This is a genomic window from Nocardioides exalbidus (assembly GCF_900105585.1).
Classification (GTDB): Bacteria; Actinomycetota; Actinomycetes; order Propionibacteriales; family Nocardioidaceae; genus Nocardioides; species Nocardioides exalbidus.
Genome location: NZ_FNRT01000002.1, coordinates 1,054,962 through 1,077,640, shown reverse-complemented (window position 1 = coordinate 1,077,640; position 22,679 = coordinate 1,054,962). Strand labels below are relative to the sequence as shown.

The following is a 22,679-nucleotide window of genomic DNA, read 5'->3' as shown; positions in this document are numbered from 1 at the left end:
TGACGTCAGGCCCGACGCACGACCTGCACCGTGCCGGCGCCGGACAGCCGGACCGTCATCAGCACGCGCTCCTTCCCCGAGGTCCTCGCGCAGTAGGTGAACTCCCGGCCCAGCCGCTGCCACGGCTGGCCGACGCGCCGCATGAGCTCACGCGTCCTGGTCCCGGGCGCCGCCAGCCTGGTGAACGCCTGCACGGACCGGCGCAGGCCCGGGTTGCGGCAGGAGTCGGGCGCGACGCCCCACGCCCGCTCCCAGGTCTGGAGGTAGGCCTCGGCGCCGCGCGACAGGTCGTCGGCGAGAGCGGGACCGTCGGCACCGGCCACGTGCTCGGCGTCCTCGACCCAGTCGGCGTACAACCCGTAGTGGGCGACGCCGTCGGTGTTGATGTCGTAGACCCGCTCGCCACTGCGCTGCTGGCTGATCGTGACGCCGCCGAGCCCGGTGAAGGGGTACGTCACCGGGTCGGCCGCGTCGGCCCCGCGCGGGTCTCCCTGGGCGCCGAAGCCGTTCATGTCCGAGCCGAACCCGAAGCCGAAGTAGAAGCGCGGGTCGCTCCACCCGAGGTGCTGGCGCCACTTGTCGACGAACCCGATGGAGTCGCCCGCGTAGGGGGCGACGAAACCGCCGAGCCGGTAGATCCGCGGGTAGGCGTCGGGCGTCGACCACGAGTGGGACGACACCACGCCGACCGGGCGGCCGGCGGCCTGCTGCTGCTCCATGTAGTCGAGCGCAGCGGTGCGGCCCGCGACGCTCATGTGGTCGGGGTCGAAGAGGATCTTCTGGTCGATCATCGCGTCGAGCAGCTTCTCGCCGAGCGGGCTGAAGCCGAGCTGGTTGCAGTGCGGGCCGGCGGGATAGATCGGGCCCGGCTGGATGCCGGTGTCGCCGAAGAGCTTCCAGATCGCACCGAAGATCGCGTCCTGGTCGGGCAGCTGGTCGCCGGGCGGGCTGGGCAGGTCGCCGCGGTTCGGCGACTGGAGCCGGTCCTCGACGCCGGGCGCGTCGGTCGACGGGCACGTCTGCATCCGCAGGAAGGAGCCGGTGTTGAGGAAGTTCGCCGCGTTGGTCAACGTGCCGGTGGTGCCCGCGTCGCCGGCGACCCCGGTGAAGGCGTTGTCGAACTTGTTGGTGAGCTCCATCTGGCTCACGCCCAGCGCGCGCACCTGGGCGAGCTCCTCGAGCATCTGCTCCTCGGTGCACGTCGGCCTGCCCAGCTGGACGTTGCAGCCGAGCGGGACGGACGTCTCCATGCCCATGATCACCGCGAGCTTGCCCTCGTTGATGACCTTCCGGGCCTCGAAGGGGTCGCCGACGATGCGGTACCAACCGCGGCCGGGACCGCCGTACTGCGCGTCGATGTAGTCCTGCATCGCGCGCATGTCGCCGGCCTGGAGGCGGACGGCGTCGCGGTCGTCGCACGAGTTCTTCTTGAGCGGGTAGATCGCGCAGAGCACGTTGTTCTCGGTGAGCAGGCTCGTGTGGATGCGCAGCCCGGCGCGCCACGAGCGCTCGAGCCACTTGTAGTAGACCTGCTGGTGCGTCAGCGAGTGCGGGTTGGGCCAGTAGGAGAACGTCGGCCAGCCGACCGGGTCGTGGCCGGTGCCGGGCGTCTTCTCGGCCAGCACGTCCTCGAGGAGCGCGCCGCGACCGTCGGCGACCTGGTGGTCGGGGCAGTCGACCAGCGCGGCGGCGGCGCCGTACCTGTGGAAGGGCGGGCTGCAGATCACCCGTCCGCCGAGGAACTCGTGGGTCTGGCCGTGGACGTGCGGGTCGACGTAGCCGCGGACCTCCTGGAAGGGCGTGACTCCGCCGAAGGGCCGTCCGCTGACGTTGGTCTCGACCTCGGGGAAGGCGGTGCAGCCCTCGGTGAGGCGGAGCGCGATCGGGCTGGCGGCGCCGCTGGTGGTGGCGAAGCCCCCGGACGCGCGCCGCAGCGACCGACCGTCGGCGAGGGTGAAGGTGAAGCGGCCCCTCCCGGCCCTGCGGACCGTCCAGTCCGCCGCGTCCGACGGGTTGGCCGCGAAGGTCGCGCCGTCAGTGCCCGAGGCGGCGAGGAAGGTCCGGTCGGTCGCGTAGAGGAGGTAGCTGCCGAGCCCGGTGGCCTGGAACGTGGTCGGCCGCCCGCCGAGGTCGTAGCAGCCCCCGGCCATGGCGTACCTGCTCTCCGGGACGGCTCGCCGCTTGCTCCGCAGCGGCACCTTCACCAGCCGCGGTTCTGCCAGCGTGCGCTGGCTCGCGACGCGGGCGCGGCTCGCCTGCCGCTGTGCCGGCGTCGTCGGGTCGGGATGGGCGGTCGCCTCGCCGCTGCGACTGATCGCGTTCTTGGTCCGCGGGTCGTTGTGCACGTGGCCGTGCCCGTCGAGGCGGCCGGTCCCGGCGGCGGTCGCCAGGGCCATCGCCCCGGGGTCGGTGATCGGCGCCGGGCCGGCCAGCGCGGCCGCGCGCGCCTTCGTCTCGGCGTCGTAGGTCGTGATCAGGTCGGCCGCCGGCTCACCGTCGGGCACTGCCGAGAGGACCCCTCCCGTCACCAGCCCGCCTGCTGCGAGGAGGGAGATCAGCACGTGCTGAAGGTTGCGAGGCGTCCGGTCCACGAGAGCTCCTGTCGTCAGGAGGTGAACGACGGTGACGTGTCCGGGGTCACGTGGCAACCCCTCCGCTGACCCGGCGGGTGAGCCGGTCGGCGGTCTGCGCGACGGCCGTGGCGATGGCCGCGCCGTCGGAGTCGGCGTCGTGGGGGAACGTCACCGCGACGCCCGCGACCGGGTGCCGGTTGTGGTCGAGCACGGCGGCCGCGACGCTCCGGAGCCCGGGAGTCACCTCTCCGTCCTCGGTCGCGTGGCCGCGCTGCCGGGTCTCGGAGAGCACCGTCCGGAGCGCGCTGAGCGACGCCGGGCCCTTCCCGTGGCGGTCGACGAACGCGTCGCGGTCGGGGTAGAGCGCGCGGACCTGGCTCGCCGGCAGCGCCGCGAGGATCGCGCGACCCGAGGCGGTCAGGTGGGCGGGCAGGCGAACGCCGACGTCGGTGACCAGTGGTGGCAGGCCGGGGGCGCGTTCCTCGATGACGTAGAGCACGTCACGGCCGTGCAGCACGGCGAGGTGTGCGCCGTGGCCGGTGCGGTCGACCAGCTCGGCCAGCGGGCGCCGCGCGAGCCGGGCGAGCGGCTCCTGCCGGGTGAACCCGCTGCCCACCTCGAAGGCCGCCACGCCGAGGCCGTAGCGGTGCTCGTCGGGCAGGTGCACGACGAAGCCCTCGTCGATCATCGTGTTGAGCAGGTGGTACGCCGTGCTCCGCGGCAGGTCGCACGCGCGCAGGATGCGTTCGAGGGGGACGGGGTCGGCCTGCGTGGCCAGGAACCGCAGGACCCGTAGGGCGCGGGTCGCGGCCGGGACCTGGCTCACGTCACGGCCTGGTGTCGTCCGGGTGCTCGGGTGCCTTCTTCGTGAACCAGCCGCCGCCTGCGTCGGTCTGCTCGATCGGCTTGCCCGGCATCTCCTGGGCGCCGCGGGTGCGACGGGGGAGCAGCGGCGGCTGCTGGTCGGGGGCCTCCGCCGGGGGCGCCGACGCGGGTTCGGTGGCCACCTCGTCGGCGGCCGGCGGAGGGGTCGGCTGCTGGTCGGCGGTGCCCGGGAGCTGCGGCTCGTAGGTGTCGGCCTCCTGGTCGACACGCGGGTCGAGACGATCTGCCTCGCGGACCTGGTCCTCGTGGACGGCCTCGGCCTGCTGCGCCTCGAGGCGTGCCCGCTCCGCCTCGGCGTCGGCCTCCGCGGCGCGGCGCTCGGCGGCCTCGGCCTCGGCGCGCGCCTGCTCGGCGTCGGCCTCCGCGACGGCGGCGCGCTCCTGCGCCGGCGGCACGGCGGCAGCGGCGTCGGTGGCGGCCTGCGTGCGGATCTCCTGCGAGCGGTCGATGCTCGCCCTCCGCCTGGTCCGCTGACCCAGGAACAGCGCGACCCCGATCGCGATGATCACGACGACGATGACGATGACGACGGCAGTCACTGTTCCTCTTTTCGCAGGGAGTACGGCCAGTCTGGCAGCATCGGCGGGCCTCGGCCCACGTCCTTGAGTGTGTCTCGTATGCCAGACCCCGGCCGTGTGCGGGACTCTGGCGGGACGCCGGGGCCGGGAGTTGGATGGATCGCATGCAGAACAGCCAGTCCGTCCGGACCCCCGTGCAGCTCGGGGTCGGCCCCGTCTCCTTCGACGACCTCGTCCGCGTCGCCCGCGGCGGCGCTCCCGTCGAGCTCACCGAGGAGGCGCTCGGCGCGATCGACCACGCCCGCGGCGTCATCGAGACCCTCGCCGCCGCGGAGACGCCGACCTACGGCGTCAGCACCGGCTTCGGCGCACTCGCCACCCGCCACATCCCCACCGAGATGCGGGCCCAGCTCCAGCGCTCCCTCGTCCGCTCGCACGCCGCCGGCTCGGGTCCGGAGGTCGAGCGCGAGGTGGTGCGGGGCCTCATGCTGCTCCGTCTCTCCACGCTCGCCACCGGCCACACCGGCGTACGGCGTGAGACGGCCCGGCTCATGGCCGGCCTGCTCTCGCACGGCATCACGCCGGTGGTCCGGGAGTACGGCTCGCTCGGCTGCTCGGGCGACCTCGCGCCGCTGTCGCACTGCGCGCTCGCACTCATGGGGGAGGGCGAGGTCCGTGACGCCGCCGGGACGCTGATGCCGGCGGCCGACGCCCTGGCCGCGGCCGGCCTCGAGCCGGTCGAGCTGGTCGCCAAGGAGGGCCTGGCCCTCATCAACGGCACCGACGGGATGCTCGGCATGCTCGTCATGGCGATCACCGACCTGCGGATGCTGCTGCGCACGGCCGACATCGCGGCCGCGATGAGCGTCGAGGGCCAGCTCGGCACCGACCGGGTCTTCGCGCCCGCGCTCCAGGCGATCCGGCCGCACCCCGGCCAGGCGCTGTCCGCGGCCAACCTCACCGCGCTGATGTCCGACTCGGCGATCGTGGCGTCGCACCGCACCGGGCCAGGGGAAGGGCCACAGTGCAACCGGGTGCAGGACGCCTACTCGCTGCGCTGCTCGCCCCAGGTGCACGGCGCCGCTCGTGACACCGTCGAGCACGCCGCAGTGGTGGCGGGCCGCGAGCTCGCGAGCGCGATCGACAACCCCGTGGTGATCGGCGACTCGGTCGAGTCCAACGGCAACTTCCACGGCGCCCCGGTCGCCTACGTGCTCGACTTCCTCGCGATCGTCGCGGCCGACGTGGCCTCGATCAGCGAGCGTCGTACGGACCGCTTCCTCGACCGGGCGCGCAGCCACGGGCTGCCGCCGTTCCTGGCCGACGACCCGGGCGTCGACAGCGGCCACATGATCGCCCAGTACACCCAGGCCGCGATCGTCTCCGAGCTCAAGCGCCTCGCCGTGCCCGCGTCCGTCGACTCGATCCCCTCCAGCGCGATGCAGGAGGACCACGTCTCGATGGGCTGGAACGCCGCCCGCAAGCTGCGCACGGCCGTCGACGGCCTCTCCCGGGTGGTGGCGATCGAGGTGCTGACCGCGGCCCGTGCGCTCGACCTGCGCGCCCCGCTGACGCCGTCGCCGGCGACCGCGGCGGTGGTGGCGCTGCTGCGCGGCAACGGCATCGCCGGTCCCGGCCCGGACCGCCACCTCTCGCCCGAGATCGAGGCCGTCGTGGGGCTCGTGCAGTCGGGCGCGGTGCTCGCGGCGGCCGAGGCCGTGGTGGGGGAGCTGGCCTGACCCTCCGCGGTCAGGTGGGCGCCCCGGCGCCCGTCCGGCCGCGTCCGGAGTCGTGGTCGACGAAGCCCTGCGCCAGCCAGAGCGCGAAGAGGAGCAGACCGCGGTCGCTCGCGTCGCGCACGGTCACCTTTGCCGGCGGGTGACCCCAGCCGGTGGCCTGCACCTCGAGCAGCGCGGCACCGTCCTCGATCAGCTCGAAGCGGCTGACCAGCACGGGAGTGGTCCGCAGGCGCAGCGTGCGCTCGTGCCAGCGCACCCGGCCGCTGCGGGTCAGCAGGTCGGGGTGGGTGTACTCACCGACCTGCTCACCGCCCGCGGCCACGGCCTCCGACTCGCCGCTGAGCAGTCCGCGCGACTGGGCGGTGAACGGTTCGCCGTCCGCCGGGAGCAGCAGCGCGGTCCGCGAGAACAGGCTCATCCGGCGGATCGAGCCGACGCCCTCGAGGTCGTACCTGCGCCGGTCGTCCGCCGATTGCGTGAGCAGCTGATCTCCCATGGCCAGAAAATAGACCCCTTCACCCCACGGGAACAGCGCCCGCGGACGGAGGGTGGCGGTGTCGCGCTCGACCACGTCCCCGCCGGAGCCTCGGTCGTCTCCGACGTCCACCCGGTCTCGGATCCGAGACGACTCTGCCGGATCGCCGGGTTGGCACGGATCCTCGGCGGGCGTTCGATGGTCCCAACCCTCGACCACCGTCTGCGCCAGGAGCATCGTCGTGACCGAGCCCAACCCCCGCCTCCCCATCCACGCCGCCCACGGCACCGACCTGACCGCGAGGTCGTGGCAGACCGAGGCGCCGCTGCGGATGCTGATGAACAACCTCGACCCCGACAACGCCGAGCGCCCCGAGGACCTCGTCGTCTACGGCGGCACCGGCAAGGCCGCGCGCAGCTGGGAGGCGTACGACGCCCTCCTCCGCACCCTGCGCGACCTGGAGGACGACGAGACCCTGCTCGTGCAGTCGGGCAAGCCGGTCGGCGTGATGCGCACCCACGAGTGGGCGCCGCGCGTGCTGATCGCCAACTCCAACCTCGTCGGCGACTGGGCGAGCTGGGAGGAGTTCCGCCGGCTCGAGGACCTCGGGCTGACGATGTACGGCCAGATGACCGCCGGCTCGTGGATCTACATCGGCACCCAGGGCATCCTGCAGGGCACCTTCGAGACGTTCGCCGCGATCGCCGACAAGAGGTTCGGCGGCACCCTCGCGGGCACGATCACGGTGACCGCCGGCCTCGGCGGGATGGGCGGCGCGCAGCCGCTGGCCGTCACCATGAACGACGGCGTCGCGATCTGCATCGAGGTCGACCAGCACCGCATCGACCGTCGCCTCGAGACCCGCTACCTCGACGTCCAGGCACGCGACCTCGACCACGCGATCGAGCTCGCGCTCGAGGCCCGCGGCGAGCGCCGTGGCCTGTCGATCGGCCTGCTCGGCAACGCCGCCGACCTGCTGCCCGAGCTGCTGGAGCGCCACCTCGACCGGGTCGAGGGCGGCTCCGCGGACGGGGGAGGACCGCTCGTCGACATCGTCACCGACCAGACGTCGGCCCACGACCCGCTCTTCTACCTCCCCGCCGGGACGTCGTACGACGACTGGGAGCGCGAGCGCACCGACGACCCGCGCGGGTTCACCAAGCGCAGCCAGGAGTCGATGGCCCGCCACGTCCGGGCGATGGTCGAGTTCCAAGACGCCGGCGCCGAGGTCTTCGACTACGGCAACTCGATCCGCGACGAGGCCCGCAAGGGCGGCTACGACCGCGCCTTCGAGTTCCCCGGCTTCGTGCCGGCCTACATCCGCCCGCTCTTCTGCGAGGGCAAGGGCCCGTTCCGCTGGGCCGCGCTGTCGGGCGACCCCGAAGACATCTACGCCACCGACCGCGCGATCAAGGAGCTCTTCCCGGCCGACGAGAAGCCGGAGTACGCCCGGCTGCACGCGTGGCTCGACATGGCCCGCGAGCGGGTGCAGTTCCAGGGCCTGCCGGCGCGCATCTGCTGGCTCGGCTACGGCGACCGCGCGAGGGCCGGCGCGAGGTTCAACGAGATGGTCGCCAGTGGCGAGCTGAAGGCGCCGATCGTGATCGGGCGCGACCATCTCGACTGCGGCTCCGTCGCCTCGCCCTACCGTGAGACCGAGTCGATGCTCGACGGCTCCGACGCGATCGCCGACTGGGCGATCCTCAACGCGCTGGTCAACACCGCCTCCGGCGCCACCTGGGTGTCGTTCCACCACGGCGGCGGTGTCGGCATCGGTCGCTCGCTCCACGCCGGCCAGGTGACGGTCGCCGACGGCACCGACCTCGCCGCGGAGAAGATCCAGCGGGTGCTGACCAACGACCCCGGCATGGGCGTCATCCGCCACGTCGACGCCGGCTACGACCGGGCCATCGAGGTCGCCGAGGAGCGCGGGGTCACGATCCCCGTCGAGCCGGTGTCCCGCGGCTGACGCCGCCGGGCGGTGGCAGGGTGACACCATGGACGACTCGGCCGCCAAGACGAACCTCCACCGCTACCTCCAGCACGAGCGCGAGGCGGTCCTCGCCAAGCTCGAGGGCGTGTCGGAGTACGACGTTCGCCGTCCGCTGACCACCACGGGCACCAACCTGCTCGGGTTGGTGAAGCACCTGGCGACGTGGGAGGCGAGGTACCTCGGCGAGGTGTTCGGTCGTCCCTTCCCCGAGCCGCTGTCGCGCTGGGACGTGGAGGAGGAGCGCCTCGCCGACATGTGGGCCACGGCGGACGAGTCGCGCGACGAGGTCGTCGACCGCTACCGGCGCGTGTGGGCGCACGGCGACGCGACGATCGAGGCGCTCGAGCTCTCCTCGACGGGTCGCGTCGCGTGGTGGGGCGATGCCGAGGTGCCGCTGTTCAACGTCCTCGTCCACGTCCTGGCCGAGACCAGCCGGCACGCCGGGCACGCCGACATCCTCCGCGAGGAGATCGACGGTGCCGTCGGCACGGATGCCGAGGCGATGGCCGACGCCGGGCACGACGCGGCGTTCTGGGCCGTGCGCCGGGCGCAGATCGAGGAGGCCGCCCGTCTTGCCGACTGACGTCCCGCGCCGCGCCTGAAAGTTGCTGTGCGCAGGGAGGACCGGCCTGTCCTCCCTGCGCGAAAGCTTTCGCGCACTCCTTGAGCGCCGCGCGACCACCCGCAACGAAAGTTGCACAGCCTCGGGTCCGGCGACGCGCGAGTCCACCTCGGCCGGGAGGCCGGCGAAGACTTTCGAACGGCTGACTTTCCCGGCGTCATGGGCGAGGATTCCGCCATGGCAACGGGGGACAAGAAGCCGGCGCGCTCGCGCGTCGCACTGACCGACATCAGCTCGCGGGCGTGGGAGCACCCCGCTGACCGGGGTGCACTGGTCGCGCTGCGCAAGCTCAAGGGCTTCGACGTGGTGCTCAAGACCATGTCCGGCGTCTTCCGCGAGCGCACGTACCGGCTGACGCTGCTCGGCTCGGCGGTGCGGGTCGACGAGCGGCAGTTCGCCCGGCTGCACCGGCTGCTCGCCGAGGTCGGCCAGAGCCTCGACTGCACCACGTTGCCGGAGATGTACGTCTCGGCCGACCCGAGGCTGACCGCGCAGACCGTCGGCATGGACAAGCCGATCATCGTGCTGTCGTCCGGCCTGGTGCACCACCTCGACGACGACGAGCTGCGCTTCGCCATCGGCCACGAGCTCGGCCACGCGATCACCGGCCACGCGGTCTACCGCACGCTGCTGGCTCGCCTCATCAGCATCAGCAACCTGCTCAGCGCGGTCCCAGGCGGCGCCCTCGGTGCCCGGATGATCACCGTCGGCCTGCTCGAGTGGTCGCGCAAGGCCGAGCTGTCGGCCGACCGCGCGGGGCTGCTCGCCTGCCAGGACCCGACCGCCGCGCTGCGCACCCACATGAAGCTCGCCAGCGGCGGCACCCTCGAGGAGCTCGACGTCACCTCGTTCCTCCAGCAGGGCGCGGAGTACGACGAGGGCGGCGACGTCCGTGAGTCGCTGATCAAGCTCTCGCTGCTCCAGCAGCAGACCCACCCGTTCGCCGTCGTCCGCGCCACCGAGCTGCGACGCTGGACCGACTCGGGTGCCTACACCGCGATCCTCGGCGGCGACTACCCCCGCCGCGCCGACGACGACTCCGCCTCGGTGAGCGCGGCCGCGCAGGAGGCGGCGGCGAGCTACTCCGACGCCTTCGAGCGCACGCAGGACACCCTCGGCAAGCTGGTCCACGACCTCGCCGGCTGGATGGGCCAGGCGAGCGGCTGGCTCAACGACCGGTTCCGGCGCGGCGGCAGCAGCGACGACGTCGCCTGATCGTCAGGCCCCACCGGGCTCGCCCTGCGGGGCCCGCTCGCCCGTCGCCGGGTCCGCGGTGACGACCGGCTCCTCGGGGACACCGTTGACCGATGGCGGGACCAGGCGCTCCACGACGAGCGCGAGGACGGCGATCAGCCCGCAGCCGGCGACGAGCACCGCGACGTAGGCCTGGCTCCAGCCGCGGTCGAGCACGAACCCCGCGAAGAGCGGGCCACCGATCGCGCCGGCCTGGAAGGCGCCGGCGTTGACGGCGTTGTAGCGCCCGCGCAGGTGGTCGGGCGCCATGTCGTTGGTGATGGCCGGGATCGTCGGCTGCATCATCGTCTCGCCGAGCGCGAAGAGCGCCATGAACACGAGCACCCCGACGGCGGCCGCCGTGCCGGACACGAGCCCGGTCGCGCCGAGGGTCGTCCACGACAGGGCCCACAGCGCGCACATCACCAGCATCACGCGAGTACGCCGCCGCCCGGCGATGCGCCGCAGGACGAGGAACTGGAGCAGCACGATCACGGCCGTGTTGATCGCGAAGGCGAAGCCGACCACCCCGGTGGACACGCCGCCGACCTGCCGCGCGAAGGCGGGGAAGCCGGCCTCGAGCTGGGCGTAGCCCACGAAGACGGCGAAGAAGGTCAGCGCGGTCATCCCGATCACCGCGGGCTTGCGCAGGATCGCGAGGTAGGACCCGCTGCCGGCCTCGGCGTCGTCGGGCGCGTCGTGCCGGCTGACGACGTGGCGGAGCGGGCCGAGGAGGAGCCCGATCGGCACCAGCATGCTGGCGGCGTCGGCGAGGAAGATCACCGTGAACGTGTGCGGCTGGGACACGTCGGCGTAGATCCCGCCGATGATCCCCCCGACCCCGATCCCGAGGTTGACCAGCGCGAAGTTGATGCCGAAGTACTGCTGGCGCATCTCACCGGTCGTGACCGCCGCGATGAGGGCGTTGAAGGCCGGCCAGGACATCCCGAAGTTGATGCCCAGGAAGGCCATCGCGAGCGTGGCGAGCACGGGTGTGGTGGCGAAGGCGAGGATCGCGCACCCGACGAGCTGGGAGGTGGTGGCGAAGAGCAGGACGTTGCGGGCGCCGACCCGGTCGGTGAGCGCGCCGCCGGGCCCGGTCACGACCAGGGCGACGACCGCGATGAACGCCATCAGCGCGCCCGCGAGGTCGAGCGAGAAGCCGCGCACCTCGTGGAGGTAGATCACCGTGAAGGGCAGCGTCAGCCCGCGGCCGAGCGTCTGGATCGCGACGGTGGACAGCAGCCAGCGACCCTCGCGCGACAGCTGGGTCCAGAACTGGCGCAGGGTCACCGAGGAGCTCACCGGACGATCATGCCGCCCGCCACCGACAGCGGGCACGCGGGTTCCGGTCCTCCATAATGAGGCCGTGGAACCGCTGACCGGCGTGCCCCCGACGAGGGTGGCGACACGCGTCCTGCGCCGGCACCTCCTCGGCTACCTCGTCGTCGTCGCGCTCGTGCACGCCTTCGTGCTCGGGCTGGGGATGCCGCTGCTGGGCCGCCTGTTCGACCTCGTGCTCGACACGGTCGACGACGGCGCGGTCAACATGGACTCCCTCACCTCGGTGCTCACGAGCCCGTTGACGATCCTCGTGCTGCTGGTCTTCGGCGCCGTCTCGGTCGCCCTGGTCTTCGTGGAGCTGACGGTGCTGACCCTCTGCGCGCAGCGGCACCTCGAGGGTGGCTCGCTCAGCGTCCGCGGGCTCGCCGAGGACTTCGCCCACATGGTCCGCAAGCTCACCCCGCTGTCGTTCGTGCTCTTCGCCCTCTACGCGGTCTTCCTGCTGCCGCTGGCCAACGTCGGCATCACGAGCGGCTTCACCACCCACATCGCGGTGCCGGCGTTCATCGGCGGCGAGCTGACCAAGACCACCGGCGGCACCCTCGCGTGGTGGACGGTCAACGCGCTGATCGTCTACCTCGCCCTCAGGCTGCTCCTCACCCTCGCGATCTTCCTGGGCTCCGAGCGCAGCCTCCCGGGTGCGATGCGCGACAGCCTCCGCGCGACCGGGTGGGTCCCGTGGCGTCCCGCCGTGACGCTCCTCGGGGTGCTGGCGGTGGTCCTGCTCGCGCTCGGCCTGGTCTCCGGGCTCGCGGTCCTCGTCACCGCGCTGGCCGACACCGTCGGCGGGTCCGACAGCGCGTGGTGGGCGGGCTTCTCGCTCGCCCTCGTCGACCTGTCGCGCTTCCTGGTGCTCGGCGTCGCGGCCGCCTGGGTGACCCTCTGGCTGGTGTCGTGGGAGCGCGACCTCACCGACGAGCCCGACGTACCTCCCCGGCGGCTGCGCTCGCGGACGCGCCGGGTCGTCGCCGGCCTCGCCGTGGTCGTGTCCGCAGGCTTCCTCGTGATCGGCACGATCGCCCACACCGCCGACCTGCGCACGGTCCGCGACCCCGCCGCGACCGTCGTGGTCGGCCACCGCGGCTACACCGCGGAGGGCGTCGAGAACACGATCCCGGCCCTCGAGGCGGCCGCTGCCGCGGGCGCGGACGTGGTCGAGATGGACGTGCTCGAGACGAAGGACCAGCAGCTCGTCGTGATGCACGACCCGAACCTCGGGCGGCTCGCGGGCCAGGACGTCGACGTGTGGGACCGGGACCTCGACCAGCTCGTGGGCACGCCGCTGCGCGCCGGCGGGCACGAGGCGGTGCTGCCCTCGTTCGAGGAGTACGCCGCCCGCGCGGAGGAGCTCGACGTCCGTCTGCTGGTCGAGCTCAAGCCGCACGGCCACGAGGCCCCGGGCTTCGCCGAGCGCGTCGCGGCGGACTTCGCAGCGCTCGACATCCCCGACGACTGGCTGGTGCAGTCGCTCGACCGCGACCTGGTCGAGCAGGTCGGCGAGCTGGTGCCGCAGGACGTCGGCTACGTGGTGCCGTTCAACCTCGGTGCGCTGCCGGCGACGAGCGCGGACTTCGTCGTCGTGGAGGACTGGTCCTACTCCGACCGCATCGGTCGCGAGGGACGCGATGCCGGCAAGGACGTGTGGATCTGGACGGTCAACGACACCGGCCTCCTGCGCGCCTACATCCGCCGCGGGGTCGACGGCATCATCACCGACCGGGTCGGCGCCGCGGTCGTCGACCGTGACTTCGGCGCGGCGGTCGCGAGCCCGGTCGGGCAGGTGCTCGACGGGATCATGCGCATCCTCGGACCGAGGTCGTGAGCAGGACGGAGACGCACTCGGGCCCCGGACACCGAGGTGTCCGGGGCCCGGGAGTGGTCGGAGGTGCTACCAGACCCGGCGGCTCGAGCCGCCGATCGGGACGAAGTTCAGCACGAGCCCGACGACGAGCAGGATGATTCCGAGCGTCGTCAGGATGCTGGGGCCGACGAGGATGCCGATCAGCAACAGGATCAGTCCGAGGACAACCATGGTTCTGCCTCCTTCATGCCGCCCACGGTGGACGGCCGGACCACCCTGCCGAAGGTCGAGCGGTTTGTGAAGTTCGCTCCATCCCTGGGGGTGGTGTCCGGAAGCCGGACACGTCACCCGTCGAGCGCGACGATCGCCTCGTGGATCGCGAGCGTGCGCCGGGCCGACTCGACGTGGAGGTTCTCCACCATCTTGCCGTTGTAGGTCACCACGCCGGCGCCCTTCCCGTCCTCGAAGGCGGCGATCAGGCCGCGTGCGTCCTCGACCGCCTGCTCGCTCGGGGCGAAGGCGGAGTTGGCGCCCTCGACCTGGCCGGGGTGGATGAGGGTCTTGCCGTCGAAGCCCATCTGGCGACCCTGCGTGCACTCGGCGAGGAATCCCTCGGTGTCCTTCACGTCGTTGTAGACCCCGTCGATCACCGCGATGCCGGCGGCGCGGCCGGCGAGCAGGATGGTGTGGAGGCTCGGCAGGATCGGCGCGCGACCCGGGACGTGCTCGGCGTACAGCTCCTTGACGAGGTCGTTGGTTCCGATGACCAGCGCGGAGAGCCGCGGCGAGGCCGCCGCGAGCTCGCGGACGTCGAAGATCGCCTCGGGCGTCTCGACCATCGCCCACAGCTTCGTGTGCTCGGGGGCGCCGGCCCACTCGAGCGCGGTCGCGAGGCCGCGGACCTGCTCGGCCGTCTCGACCTTGGGCACGACGACCGCGTCGGGGCCGGCGGACGCCGCGGCGACGAGGTCGGCCGCGTGCCACTCGGTGCCGATGCCGTTGACGCGGATCGTGACCGTGCGCCGGCCGTACGCGCCACTGGCGACGGCGGCGGCAGCCGCCTCGCGCGCCGAGGCCTTGGCGTCGGGCGCGACGGCGTCCTCCAGGTCGAGGATCAGCGCGTCGCACGCGATGGTCCTCGCCTTCTCCAGCGCGCGCTCGTTGGAGCCGGGCATGTAGAGGACGGAGCGGAGGGGGGTGAAGTCACTCATGCGTCGATCCCGTCGTAGAGGGCCTTGAGGTCCGGGTCGATCGCGGCGAGCTCGTCGGCGAGGGCGACCATCACCTGGCACTGCTTCACCGAGGCGTCGTCCTCCATCTTGCCGTCGATCATCACCGCGCCCGTGCCGTCGCCCATCGCGGCGATCACGCGGCGGGCGTGCGCGACGTCCTCGACACTGGGGGAGAAGACCTGGTGGGCGATCTTGATCTGCACGGGGTGCAGGCTCCACGCGCCGACGCAGCCGAGGAGGAACGCGTTGCGGAACTGGTCCTCGCACGCGACGGTGTCCTTGATGTCCCCGAATGGGCCGTAGTAGGGGTAGATCCCGTGCATCGCGCACGCGTCGACCATGCGGGCGATCGTGTAGTGCCACAGGTCCTGCTGGTACGACGTCCGCTCGGCGTCGTACTGCGGCACGCCGAGGTCGTCACGCGTCGGGTCCTGGCGCACGAGGTAGCCGGGGTGGCCGCCGCCGACGCGGGTGGTCTTCATCCGGCGGTCGGCCGCGAGGTCGGCCGGGCCGAGGGAGAGGCCCTGCATGCGCGGGCTGGCCGCGCAGATCTCCTCGATGTTGGCCACGCCGCGCGCGGTCTCGAGGATCGCGTGCACGAGGATCGGGCGCTCGAGACCGGCCTTCGCCTCGAGCTGGGCGAGCAGCCGGTCGACGTAGTGGATGTCCTCGGCGCCCTGCACCTTCGGCACCATGATCACGTCGAGCTTGTCGCCGATCTCGGTGACGAGCGTGACCAGGTCGTCGAGGCCCCACGGGCTGTCGAGGGAGTTGACCCGGGTCCAGAACTGGGTCGGTCCCGCTGTGCTGCCCAGGTTGGCCGTGGCCCTGCCGATCTCGACCAGGCCCTGGCGCGACTTCTCCTTGTTCTCCGCCTTGACCGCGTCCTCGAGGTTGCCGAGCAGCACGTCGACGGTGCCGACCATGTCGGGGATCTTCGCGGCCATCTTCTCGTTGCCCGGGTCGAAGAAGTGGATCGCCCGGCTCGGCCGGGCCGGGATCTCGCGCAGCGGCGCGGGCGCCCCGACGGCCAGGGGGGCGAAGAAGTCCTTGGCGGGTCGTGTCATGCGCGCAAACTACCGCCGCGTAGCAATCCGCGGATATGACGCATGTCTCTCGGGTCGTGGGCGCGCGCGAGTCACCGGATATCCGGTGACTCCCACGCTTAGTGGCCGAGATCCCGGCCGACAACCGGGAGTCTCGGGTGCAAAGTCTCCTCGTCGTCCTTTGGTATTTCCTGTACGACTCGGTGTCGTAGGCCCCCGACGACGAGGAGTCACGATGGAGCTCTACCTGCCGGTGATCGTGCTGTCGCTGATCGCCGGGCTGTTCGCGGTCGGATCGGTGCTGATGAGCTCGGTCGTCGGACCGCGCCGCTACCACCGGGTCCGGCTCGAATCCTACGAGTGCGGCATCCAGCCGGTCGACGACCCGGGCCGCGGTCGGCGGACGATCCCGGTGCGCTACTACACGATCGCGATGACCTTCATCATCTTCGACATCGAGATCATGTTCCTGGTGCCGTGGGCGATCCACTTCGACCAGCTCGGCACCTTCGGCTACCTCGCGGTCGTGCTGTTCATCCTCAACCTGTCGGTCGCCTACGCCTACGAGTGGCGTCGCGGCGGCCTCGAGTGGGACTGACCCTCAGCGGCCGGTGAGCCTGCGCCACCACGGGCGCTGCGGTGCGGCCTCGTCGGCGGCCGCCCGCGCCACGCGCTGGGCCTCGATCCGGGCCGTACGCCGATCACGCCAGGCAGCGACCTCCGCGTCGACGTCACGGGTCGGGGTCACGACCGGCGGGCCGCCCTGGAGCTGCCGACGGGCCTCGACGACGCGCCGGTTGAAGTCGTCGAGCTGGCGGCGCAGCTCCGCCTCGGCGGTGATCCGGTCGAGCCTCGCCTCGAGCTCGGCGTCCTCCTTGCGCAGCGCGAGGGCCGGCGGGAGGATCGCGATGTTCTCGCGCTCGACGAGCTTCTTCACCCACCAGTCGGGGTCGTGCTCGGCGCCGAGACCCTCGATCGGCTTGCCCGCCCCCGGCAGGTCGTCGAACTCGCCGCGCTCCATCGCCTGACGAACCTGGAGGTCGACCCAGGTCGCCTGCTGGGCGATCCGGGCCGCCGCGGCCGAGCGACTCGTCCGCGCGTCACGCTCCGCCTCGCGGCGCCCCGTCTGGGGGTCCGCGACCTCGAACTCCTCGCTCCGGTCCTGCTCCGGCATGCCTCCAGTTTACGACCGGTCACCCCACACGTGTCCGAGAAGCCGCCCTCAATCCGCCGCACGAGGGGCCACATCCCGGACACGTGTGCCGACCGGGACGACAGCGGGGCGTCAGGGAGATCTCGTCCTCGAGGACAGCCCCTCGGCACCTCAGGTGGAGGCGTCCGACCCGGTCGGACGACGACCGTTGTCGTCATGATCATCCTGCTCTCCGACCCGCGCGTCGGCGCCGTACCACTCCACGAGTCCGGTGAGCCGCTCGTCCACCTCGACCGCTCGTTCGGCCCCGCCGGCGCGCTCGTGCGGCAGGGCCTGGCCGACCGGCTCCAGGCGGCGCAGGCAGCGCTCCCGCCCGGCCTCGCGATCCGGGTGGTCGAGGGCCACCGGGCGGTGGCCGACCAGCAGGCGATCATCGACGCCTACTCCGCGGAGGTCTGTGCCGCGCACCCGGGCATCTCGCCGGCCGACCTCGCCGTGCTCACCAGTCGCTTCGTCTCCCCGGTCGCGGTCGCCCCGCACGTCGCGGGCGCGGCGGTCGACCTGACGCTGGTCGACGTGACGGGCGAGGAGCTCGACATGGGTACGCCGATCGACGCGACGCCCGAGCAGTCCGACGGGGCCTGCTACTTCGCCGCGGCCGGCATCAGTGCCGACGCCCGTGCGCACCGCGACCTGCTGGCCCGCGTGCTCGGCGGCGCCGGGCTGGTGAACTACCCGACCGAGTGGTGGCACTGGAGCTTCGGCGACCGCTACTGGGCGCTCACCACCGGTGCCGACGCGGCGCTCTACGGTCCCGCCGACACCGCCGCGGTCGCGGCATGAGTGCGCTCGCCGTCGTGCCGAGCACCGGCGCGACCCACGGGCCGCGGCTCGAGGTCGACCTCTCCGCGATCGCCGCCAACACCCGTCTCCTCGCGGGACGCACCGACGCCGAGGTGATGGCGGTCGTCAAGGCCGACGGCTTCGGGCACGGCGCGGCCGACGTCGCGCGCACCGCGCTCGCCAGCGGCGCGACCTCCCTCGGCGTCACCAGCATCGACGAGGCGCTCGCCCTGCGCGCGGAGGGTCTCGGCGGCCGGATCCTCAGCTGGCTCAACCCGCTCGACGCGTCGTACGGCGCCGCGCTGGCCGCCGACGTCGACCTAGCCGTCCCGTCGCGCGAGCACCTCGACGCGGTCCTGCGGGTCGCGTCGCTGCAGCGACCCGCGCGGGTGCACCTGCACCTCGACACCGGCATGGCCCGCGACGGCGCCGAGCCGTCCGCGTGGCCGGCGCTGTGCCGGGCGGCACGTCGTGCCGAGCGGGCCGGACTGCTCGAGGTCGTCGGCGTGATGGGTCACCTCGGGTGTGCGGACGACCCCGGTCACGAGGCCAACGCCCTCGGCCGGCGACGGTTCGCCTGGGGGCTGGAGGTCGCGCGCGGCGCCGGGCTCCGGCCCGCGATGCGCCACCTCGCGGCGACGTCGGCGACGCTGCTCGACCCGCGCAGCCACCACACGCACGTCCGGATCGGCGCCGGCCTGGTCGGGATCGACCCGACCGGCACCACGCCGCTCTCCCACGGCCTCACGCTGAGCGCGCCGGTGGTCAGCGTCCGCCGGGTCCGCGCCGGCACCGGTGTCGGCTACGGCCACACCTGGACCGCGCCCGCGGCGACCCACCTGGCGCTGCTGCCGCTCGGGTACGCCGACGGGCTGCCCCGCGTCGCCTCCGGGCGCGCCGAGGTGCTGCTGCGCGGGCGTCGCCGCCCGGTCGTCGGCCGGATCTCGATGGACCAGGTCGTCGTCGACCTCGGCGACGAGCCCGTCCGCCCGGGCGAGACCGCGACCGTCCTCGGGCCCGGCGGTGCCGGGGAGCCGACCGTCGCGGAGTGGGCCGTCTGGTCCGACACCATCGAGCACGAGGTCGTCACCGGCGTCGGCTCCCGCGTCCACCGCACCACTGTCCCCGCATCCCGCACCACCGCATCCCGCACCACTGCACCAGCACGCCTCAGGAGCCTGTCGTGACGAAGACCCCCATCGACCTGGTTCGAGTGGCCGTCGTCGGCGGCGGCCAGAACTGCGAGCACGAGGTCTCCCTCGCCTCCGCGGCCGCGGTCGCCGCGGCGCTCGACCCGACGGCGTACGACGTCGTCCGCCTCACCATCGCCCCCGACGGCGCGTGGCACGGGGGCGGGCGGCGCCTGACGCTCGGTGAGGCCGTCGCGATCCTCCAGTCGTGCGCCGCCGTGCTCCCCGTCGTGCACGGCCCACGTGGTGAGGACGGCTCGCTGGCCGCGCTCTGCGAGCTGGCGGGCGTGGCCTACGTCGGGTCCGGTGTCGGCGCCGGTGCCCTCGCGATGGACAAGTGGGCGACCAAGCTCGTCGCCGGGGCGCTCGGCATCGCCACCGCGCCGGGTCGGCTGCTGACCGCAACCACCGCGTCGTCGTACACCTGGACGCACCCGGTCGTCGTGAAGCCGGTCGCGGCCGGCTCGAGCCACGGCGTCTCCCTCGTCCGCGAGGCCGCCGACCTGCCCGAGGCGCTGGCGACGGCCCTCGCGCTCGACGACCGGATCCTCGTCGAGGACGTCGTCGTCGGCCGTGAGATCGACGTCGCGGTGCTCGGCACCGCGGACGGCGCGCGGGTGGTCTCGCCGGCGCTGGAGATCGTGGTGGACGGCTGGTTCGACTTCGAGGCGAAGTACGGCGGGGGCGCCGACTTCCGCATCCCCGCCGCCCTCGACGACACCGGGCGCAAGGAGCTCGAGGAGGCCGCGCTCGCGGTCTACGACGCCCTCGGCTGCGCCGGCGTCGCGCGCGTCGACTTCTTCGTCACGCCGGCCGGCCCGGTGCTCAACGAGGTCAACACGATGCCCGGCTTCACCGAGCAGTCGCAGGTCCCGAAGATGTTCGCGGCGGCAGGGGTGTCGTACGCCGACCTCCTCGACCGCCTCGTCCGCGACGTGCTGCCCGCGTGAGCGCGCCGACCACGGGGCGCATCGACGGGATCGACCTGCTGCGCGGGATCGCCATCGCGCTGGTGATGCTGCGGCACGCGTGGCCGTCGGCGTTCCCCGGCGCGGGGGTCGTCGGGGTCGTGATGTTCTTCGCGCTCAGCGGCTCCCTCATCACTGGTCTGCTGGTCGACGAGCTGGAGCGGACGGGCCGGGTGGACCTGCGCCGCTTCTACGCGCGCCGGGCGCGACGGCTGGTGCCTGCACTTCTGTTCCTCGTGGCGGGCGTCGTCGTGGTGACGCTGCTCCTCGACCCGCTCGGCGATCGCGGTGAGCTCGGCACGACGGTGCTGGTCGCACTGACGTGGACGGCCAACCTGCCCTTCGGCCACGCCAGCGACGCGACCTTCCACCTGTGGACGCTCGCGACGGAGGAGCAGTTCTACCTGGTCTGGCCGGCGGTGCTGGTGGTCGCCTTCGCGCGGGGGCGGGTGCGGCTCGCGCTCGTCGTCGTCGCCGCGGCCTGCGTGCTCGCGTGCGTCGCCACGCTCGTGTGGCTCAGCGAGGCGCCCGACTTGGCCTACGCGCTGCCGACCTCGTGGGCGGTCTGCTTCGTGATCGGCGGCGCGACGCGGATCCTGGGTGCCCGCGCCGCGGATCCGTCATCCGGATCGGCGCGCACCGGTGTCGCTCGGTATGACGGACTCGCCCGCCGGGCGGCGCCTGCCGCACTCGTCGGACTGGCGGTCCTCAGCGTGGTTCCATTGCGGGGTCACGCCCTCACCTACCTGGCAGGAGGCCCCGCCATCGCTGTGCTGACCGCGGTCCTGCTGCTGTCGTGGCGGAGCTGGACCACCGTGACCGGCCCGGCGCGGGCGCTGGTCGTCCTCGGCACGGTGTCCTACGGCGCCTACCTCTGGAACTACCCGCTCACCCTCTGGCTGCGGCCCTCGCTGGAGCAGTATGCCGGCCCGGTGGCGGCCGTCCTGACCCTGGTCATGGCGGTGATCAGCTGGCGGCTCGTGGAGCGGCCTGCCCAGCGCTGGCGTCGTACGCGCGAGGCGGTGGTGGCGTGAGCGACCGCACGCCGCAGCCCCGGTCCGACTACCGCCGTCCCGGTGGGCGCCTGGACGTGGAGCAGCTGCAGGGATGGGGGCCGGACCTCGCCCTGGGGGCGGCCGTGCTCGTCCTCGGCTTCCTCGAGGCCGTCAACACCGTGCAGGTCTACGGCAGCCGGTTCCCCCTGGTCCTCCTGGTGCTCGCCACCGCGGTCGCGGTGGGCCTGAGCCGTCGCATGCCGGGGCTCGCGCTGGGGCTGGTCTGGGTGATCTGCTTCCTCCAGCTCTCGACCGGGACGCCGGTGCTGCTGACCCAGCTGGCGATCGCCGCGGTCGCCTTCGGCGCAGCCCGGTGGGGCAGCACCCCGGTGGTGCTGCTGAGCGGGCTGTCGATCCCGCTGGGGGCGGCGGTCGTGGTGCTGTTCGCCGCGTCCGAGGTCTACGACGTCCTCGCCGGTTTCATCGACTACAACAGCATCATCAACGGGGCCTACCGCTTCGGAGCCACGTGGCAGATCGGCGCGGCGTTCCTCGGGATGCTGGTCCTCGGGTCGCCGTGGCTGCTCGGCCTGGCGCTGCGCTTCGGATCGCGCGCGGAGCAGTCGCGGGTCTCGCAGGTCGCCGCCGAGGACCACGCGGCCCGTGCGGTGCAGGAGTCCGAGCAGGCCCGCGAGATCGCCCGCCTGCGCGAGGAGCAGACCCGGATGGCGCGCGACGTGCACGACGTCGTGGGCCACTCGCTGGCGGTGATCCTCGCCCAGGCCGAGTCCGCCCAGTACCTCAAGGACGCCGACCCGCTCGCGCTCAACGACAAGCTCAAGGACACCCTCGCGACGATCGCGACCTCGGCACGGACCTCGTTGCAGGACGTGCGGCAGGTCCTGACGACCACCAAGGACCCGACCGCCTCCGGTCGCGCCGGCAGCCTGGACTCGCTCATCGAGGGCGTCCGCTCCAGCGGCCACGAGGTCGTCTCGACCGTCGTCGGCCAGCCGCAGCCCCTGCCCCCCGAGCTCGAGACGGTCGCCTACCGTGTCCTGCAGGAGATGCTGACCAACGCCATCAAGCACGGGCGCCGGGACGCCCCGGTCACCGTCGAACGCCACTGGGAGGGCGAGCTGCGCATCGAGGTCCGCAACGTGGTGGGCGGCGAGCCCGCGCCCGACGTCACCCAGCCGATGCGTTCGGTGTCCTCCGACGCGACCGCACCCGTCCCGGTGGCGAGCCCGGCCCAGGCGCCCGGCCAGGGCGTCGACGGGATGCGCCGGCGGCTCGAGGCGGTCGGGGGACGGCTCGACGTACGACGTCGCGACGAGGCGGGCCGGACGACGTTCACGTCCACCGCGTGGGTGCCCGTGCGGGGCGGCGCGTGATCCGGGTCGTGCTGGTCGACGACCAGGAGCTCTTCCGCGAGGGCGTCCGGGTGATCGTCGACGCCCAGGACGAGATGGAGGTCGTCGGCGTGGCCGGCGACGGCTTCGAGGCCGTCGCCGTGTGCGACGAGCTCCAGCCCGACGTGGTGCTGATGGACATCCGGATGCCCGAGATGGACGGCGTCGAGGCGACGCGCCAGCTCTTCATGCCCGACCGGGTCTCCCGCCGGGAGCGCCCGCTGCGGGTCGTGGTGCTGACCACCTTCAACCTCGACGACCGCGCGGCCACCGCCATCCGCTACGGCGCCAGCGGGTTCCTCCTCAAGGACACCACGCCGGTGATGCTGCGCGACGCGATCCGCACGGTCCACGCCGGCAACGCGGTGCTCGCCCCCGCCGACCTGTCCCTCCTCCTGCAGGGCCAGTTCGTCGCGCGCGCCCCTGCGCCGTCGGCGTACCTCTCCCTGACCGACAAGGAGCGCGAGGTCTTCTCCGCCGTCGCGCGCGGTCTGTCCAACACCGAGATCGCCGGGCTGATCTTCGCCTCCGAGTCGACGGTCAAGACCCACGTCGGCTCGGTGCTGCGCAAGCTCTCGCTCCGCGACCGGGTGCAGATCGTGGTCTTCGCCCACGAGCACGGGCTGGTCGGGGACTGACCCCGGGACGCCGTCGCTA

The 22,679-nt window shown here is 72.9% G+C and carries 21 protein-coding genes; 12 read left to right on the top strand and 9 right to left on the bottom strand.

The window, feature by feature from the left end; translation table 11 throughout:
- Nucleotides 1-5 precede the first annotated feature (5 nt).
- The 3 genes from BLV76_RS05525 to BLV76_RS05515 all read right to left on the bottom strand — a co-directional run bounded on the left by BLV76_RS05525 (nt 6) and on the right by BLV76_RS05515 (nt 3,997).
- Nucleotides 6-2,561: an amidohydrolase family protein gene (locus tag BLV76_RS05525; protein WP_139306493.1), complete on the bottom strand. Its 2,556-nt coding sequence runs from the start codon at nt 2,559-2,561 to the stop codon at nt 6-8.
- Nucleotides 2,562-2,637: 76 nt separating this feature from the next.
- Entirely contained in the window at nt 2,638-3,399 is a 762-nt protein-coding gene (locus tag BLV76_RS05520; RefSeq protein ID WP_090968231.1) for an IclR family transcriptional regulator, read from the bottom strand.
- A gap of 1 nt (nt 3,400) precedes the next feature.
- On the bottom strand, nt 3,401-3,997 hold the full coding sequence (locus BLV76_RS05515) for a hypothetical protein (RefSeq protein ID WP_090968230.1): 597 nt from the start codon (nt 3,995-3,997) through the stop codon (nt 3,401-3,403).
- A 143-nt stretch (nt 3,998-4,140) separates the two neighbouring features.
- Here BLV76_RS05515 and hutH point away from each other — a divergent pair, with 143 nt between their 5' ends.
- Nucleotides 4,141-5,715: a histidine ammonia-lyase gene (gene hutH, locus BLV76_RS05510; RefSeq protein ID WP_090968229.1), complete on the top strand. Its 1,575-nt coding sequence runs from the start codon at nt 4,141-4,143 to the stop codon at nt 5,713-5,715.
- Between the two features lie 10 nt (nt 5,716-5,725).
- On the opposite strand, the gene BLV76_RS05505 is transcribed toward hutH, so the two are convergent.
- On the bottom strand, nt 5,726-6,211 hold the full coding sequence (locus tag BLV76_RS05505; RefSeq protein ID WP_090968228.1) for a hypothetical protein: 486 nt from the start codon (nt 6,209-6,211) through the stop codon (nt 5,726-5,728).
- A 220-nt stretch (nt 6,212-6,431) separates the two neighbouring features.
- On the opposite strand from BLV76_RS05505, the gene hutU reads away from it, so the two are divergent.
- The 3 genes from hutU (at nt 6,432) to BLV76_RS05490 (ending at nt 10,020) form a co-directional block, all read left to right on the top strand.
- Nucleotides 6,432-8,159, top strand: a complete 1,728-nt coding sequence (hutU, locus tag BLV76_RS05500) for a urocanate hydratase (RefSeq protein WP_245734553.1) — start codon at nt 6,432-6,434, stop codon at nt 8,157-8,159.
- 28 nt (nt 8,160-8,187) lie between these two features.
- Nucleotides 8,188-8,766, top strand: a complete 579-nt coding sequence (locus tag BLV76_RS05495) for a DinB family protein (protein WP_090968227.1) — start codon at nt 8,188-8,190, stop codon at nt 8,764-8,766.
- 216 nt (nt 8,767-8,982) lie between these two features.
- Nucleotides 8,983-10,020 carry a M48 family metallopeptidase gene (locus BLV76_RS05490; RefSeq protein ID WP_090968226.1) on the top strand — a complete coding sequence of 346 codons (1,038 nt, stop codon included), beginning with the start codon at nt 8,983-8,985 and terminating at the stop codon, nt 10,018-10,020.
- Nucleotides 10,021-10,023: 3 nt separating this feature from the next.
- On the opposite strand, the gene BLV76_RS05485 is transcribed toward BLV76_RS05490, so the two are convergent.
- A complete protein-coding gene (locus tag BLV76_RS05485; protein WP_090968225.1) occupies nt 10,024-11,343 on the bottom strand; it encodes an MFS transporter in 1,320 nt (439 codons plus the stop codon).
- Nucleotides 11,344-11,407: 64 nt separating this feature from the next.
- Here BLV76_RS05485 and BLV76_RS05480 point away from each other — a divergent pair, with 64 nt between their 5' ends.
- Nucleotides 11,408-13,204, top strand: coding sequence for a glycerophosphoryl diester phosphodiesterase membrane domain-containing protein (locus tag BLV76_RS05480; RefSeq protein WP_139306492.1), 1,797 nt, complete (start codon nt 11,408-11,410; stop codon nt 13,202-13,204).
- Nucleotides 13,205-13,270: 66 nt separating this feature from the next.
- On the opposite strand, the gene BLV76_RS22435 is transcribed toward BLV76_RS05480, so the two are convergent.
- The 3 genes from BLV76_RS22435 to BLV76_RS05470 all read right to left on the bottom strand — a co-directional run bounded on the left by BLV76_RS22435 (nt 13,271) and on the right by BLV76_RS05470 (nt 15,482).
- A complete protein-coding gene (locus BLV76_RS22435) occupies nt 13,271-13,414 on the bottom strand; it encodes a hypothetical protein (RefSeq protein ID WP_175539587.1) in 144 nt (47 codons plus the stop codon).
- Nucleotides 13,415-13,527: 113 nt separating this feature from the next.
- Nucleotides 13,528-14,394, bottom strand: coding sequence for an HpcH/HpaI aldolase/citrate lyase family protein (locus tag BLV76_RS05475; protein ID WP_090968223.1), 867 nt, complete (start codon nt 14,392-14,394; stop codon nt 13,528-13,530).
- Nucleotides 14,391-15,482, bottom strand: coding sequence for an HpcH/HpaI aldolase/citrate lyase family protein (locus BLV76_RS05470; protein ID WP_090968222.1), 1,092 nt, complete (start codon nt 15,480-15,482; stop codon nt 14,391-14,393). Before BLV76_RS05470 ends, BLV76_RS05475 begins: the two co-directional genes overlap by 4 nt.
- 214 nt (nt 15,483-15,696) lie before the next feature.
- Between BLV76_RS05470 and BLV76_RS05465 the strand changes: the two genes are divergently transcribed.
- Complete coding sequence (locus BLV76_RS05465; RefSeq protein WP_090968221.1) at nt 15,697-16,059, top strand: NADH-quinone oxidoreductase subunit A; 363 nt, start codon at nt 15,697-15,699, stop codon at nt 16,057-16,059.
- A 3-nt stretch (nt 16,060-16,062) separates the two neighbouring features.
- Here BLV76_RS05465 and BLV76_RS05460 read toward each other — a convergent pair whose 3' ends face one another.
- Nucleotides 16,063-16,635, bottom strand: a complete 573-nt coding sequence (locus BLV76_RS05460; protein ID WP_090968220.1) for a DnaJ family domain-containing protein — start codon at nt 16,633-16,635, stop codon at nt 16,063-16,065.
- A 195-nt stretch (nt 16,636-16,830) separates the two neighbouring features.
- Here BLV76_RS05460 and BLV76_RS05455 point away from each other — a divergent pair, with 195 nt between their 5' ends.
- From BLV76_RS05455 to BLV76_RS05430, 6 genes are read left to right on the top strand one after another with little or no spacing between them, the layout of a single operon-like run.
- Entirely contained in the window at nt 16,831-17,457 is a 627-nt protein-coding gene (locus BLV76_RS05455; protein ID WP_090968219.1) for a M15 family metallopeptidase, read from the top strand.
- The gene (gene alr, locus BLV76_RS05450; protein ID WP_090968218.1) at nt 17,454-18,644 is read left to right on the top strand and encodes an alanine racemase; all 1,191 of its coding nucleotides are present in this window, start codon (nt 17,454-17,456) and stop codon (nt 18,642-18,644) included. Before BLV76_RS05455 ends, alr begins: the two co-directional genes overlap by 4 nt.
- Nucleotides 18,641-19,597, top strand: a complete 957-nt coding sequence (locus BLV76_RS05445) for a D-alanine--D-alanine ligase family protein (protein WP_245734552.1) — start codon at nt 18,641-18,643, stop codon at nt 19,595-19,597. Before alr ends, BLV76_RS05445 begins: the two co-directional genes overlap by 4 nt.
- Complete coding sequence (locus BLV76_RS05440) at nt 19,594-20,649, top strand: acyltransferase family protein (protein ID WP_217630269.1); 1,056 nt, start codon at nt 19,594-19,596, stop codon at nt 20,647-20,649. The genes BLV76_RS05445 and BLV76_RS05440 overlap by 4 nt, the downstream gene beginning before the upstream one ends.
- Nucleotides 20,646-22,004: a sensor histidine kinase gene (locus BLV76_RS05435; protein ID WP_090968217.1), complete on the top strand. Its 1,359-nt coding sequence runs from the start codon at nt 20,646-20,648 to the stop codon at nt 22,002-22,004. The genes BLV76_RS05440 and BLV76_RS05435 overlap by 4 nt, the downstream gene beginning before the upstream one ends.
- Nucleotides 21,977-22,660 carry a response regulator gene (locus BLV76_RS05430; protein WP_245734551.1) on the top strand — a complete coding sequence of 228 codons (684 nt, stop codon included), beginning with the start codon at nt 21,977-21,979 and terminating at the stop codon, nt 22,658-22,660. The genes BLV76_RS05435 and BLV76_RS05430 overlap by 28 nt, the downstream gene beginning before the upstream one ends.
- Nucleotides 22,661-22,679: the final 19 nt, after the last annotated feature.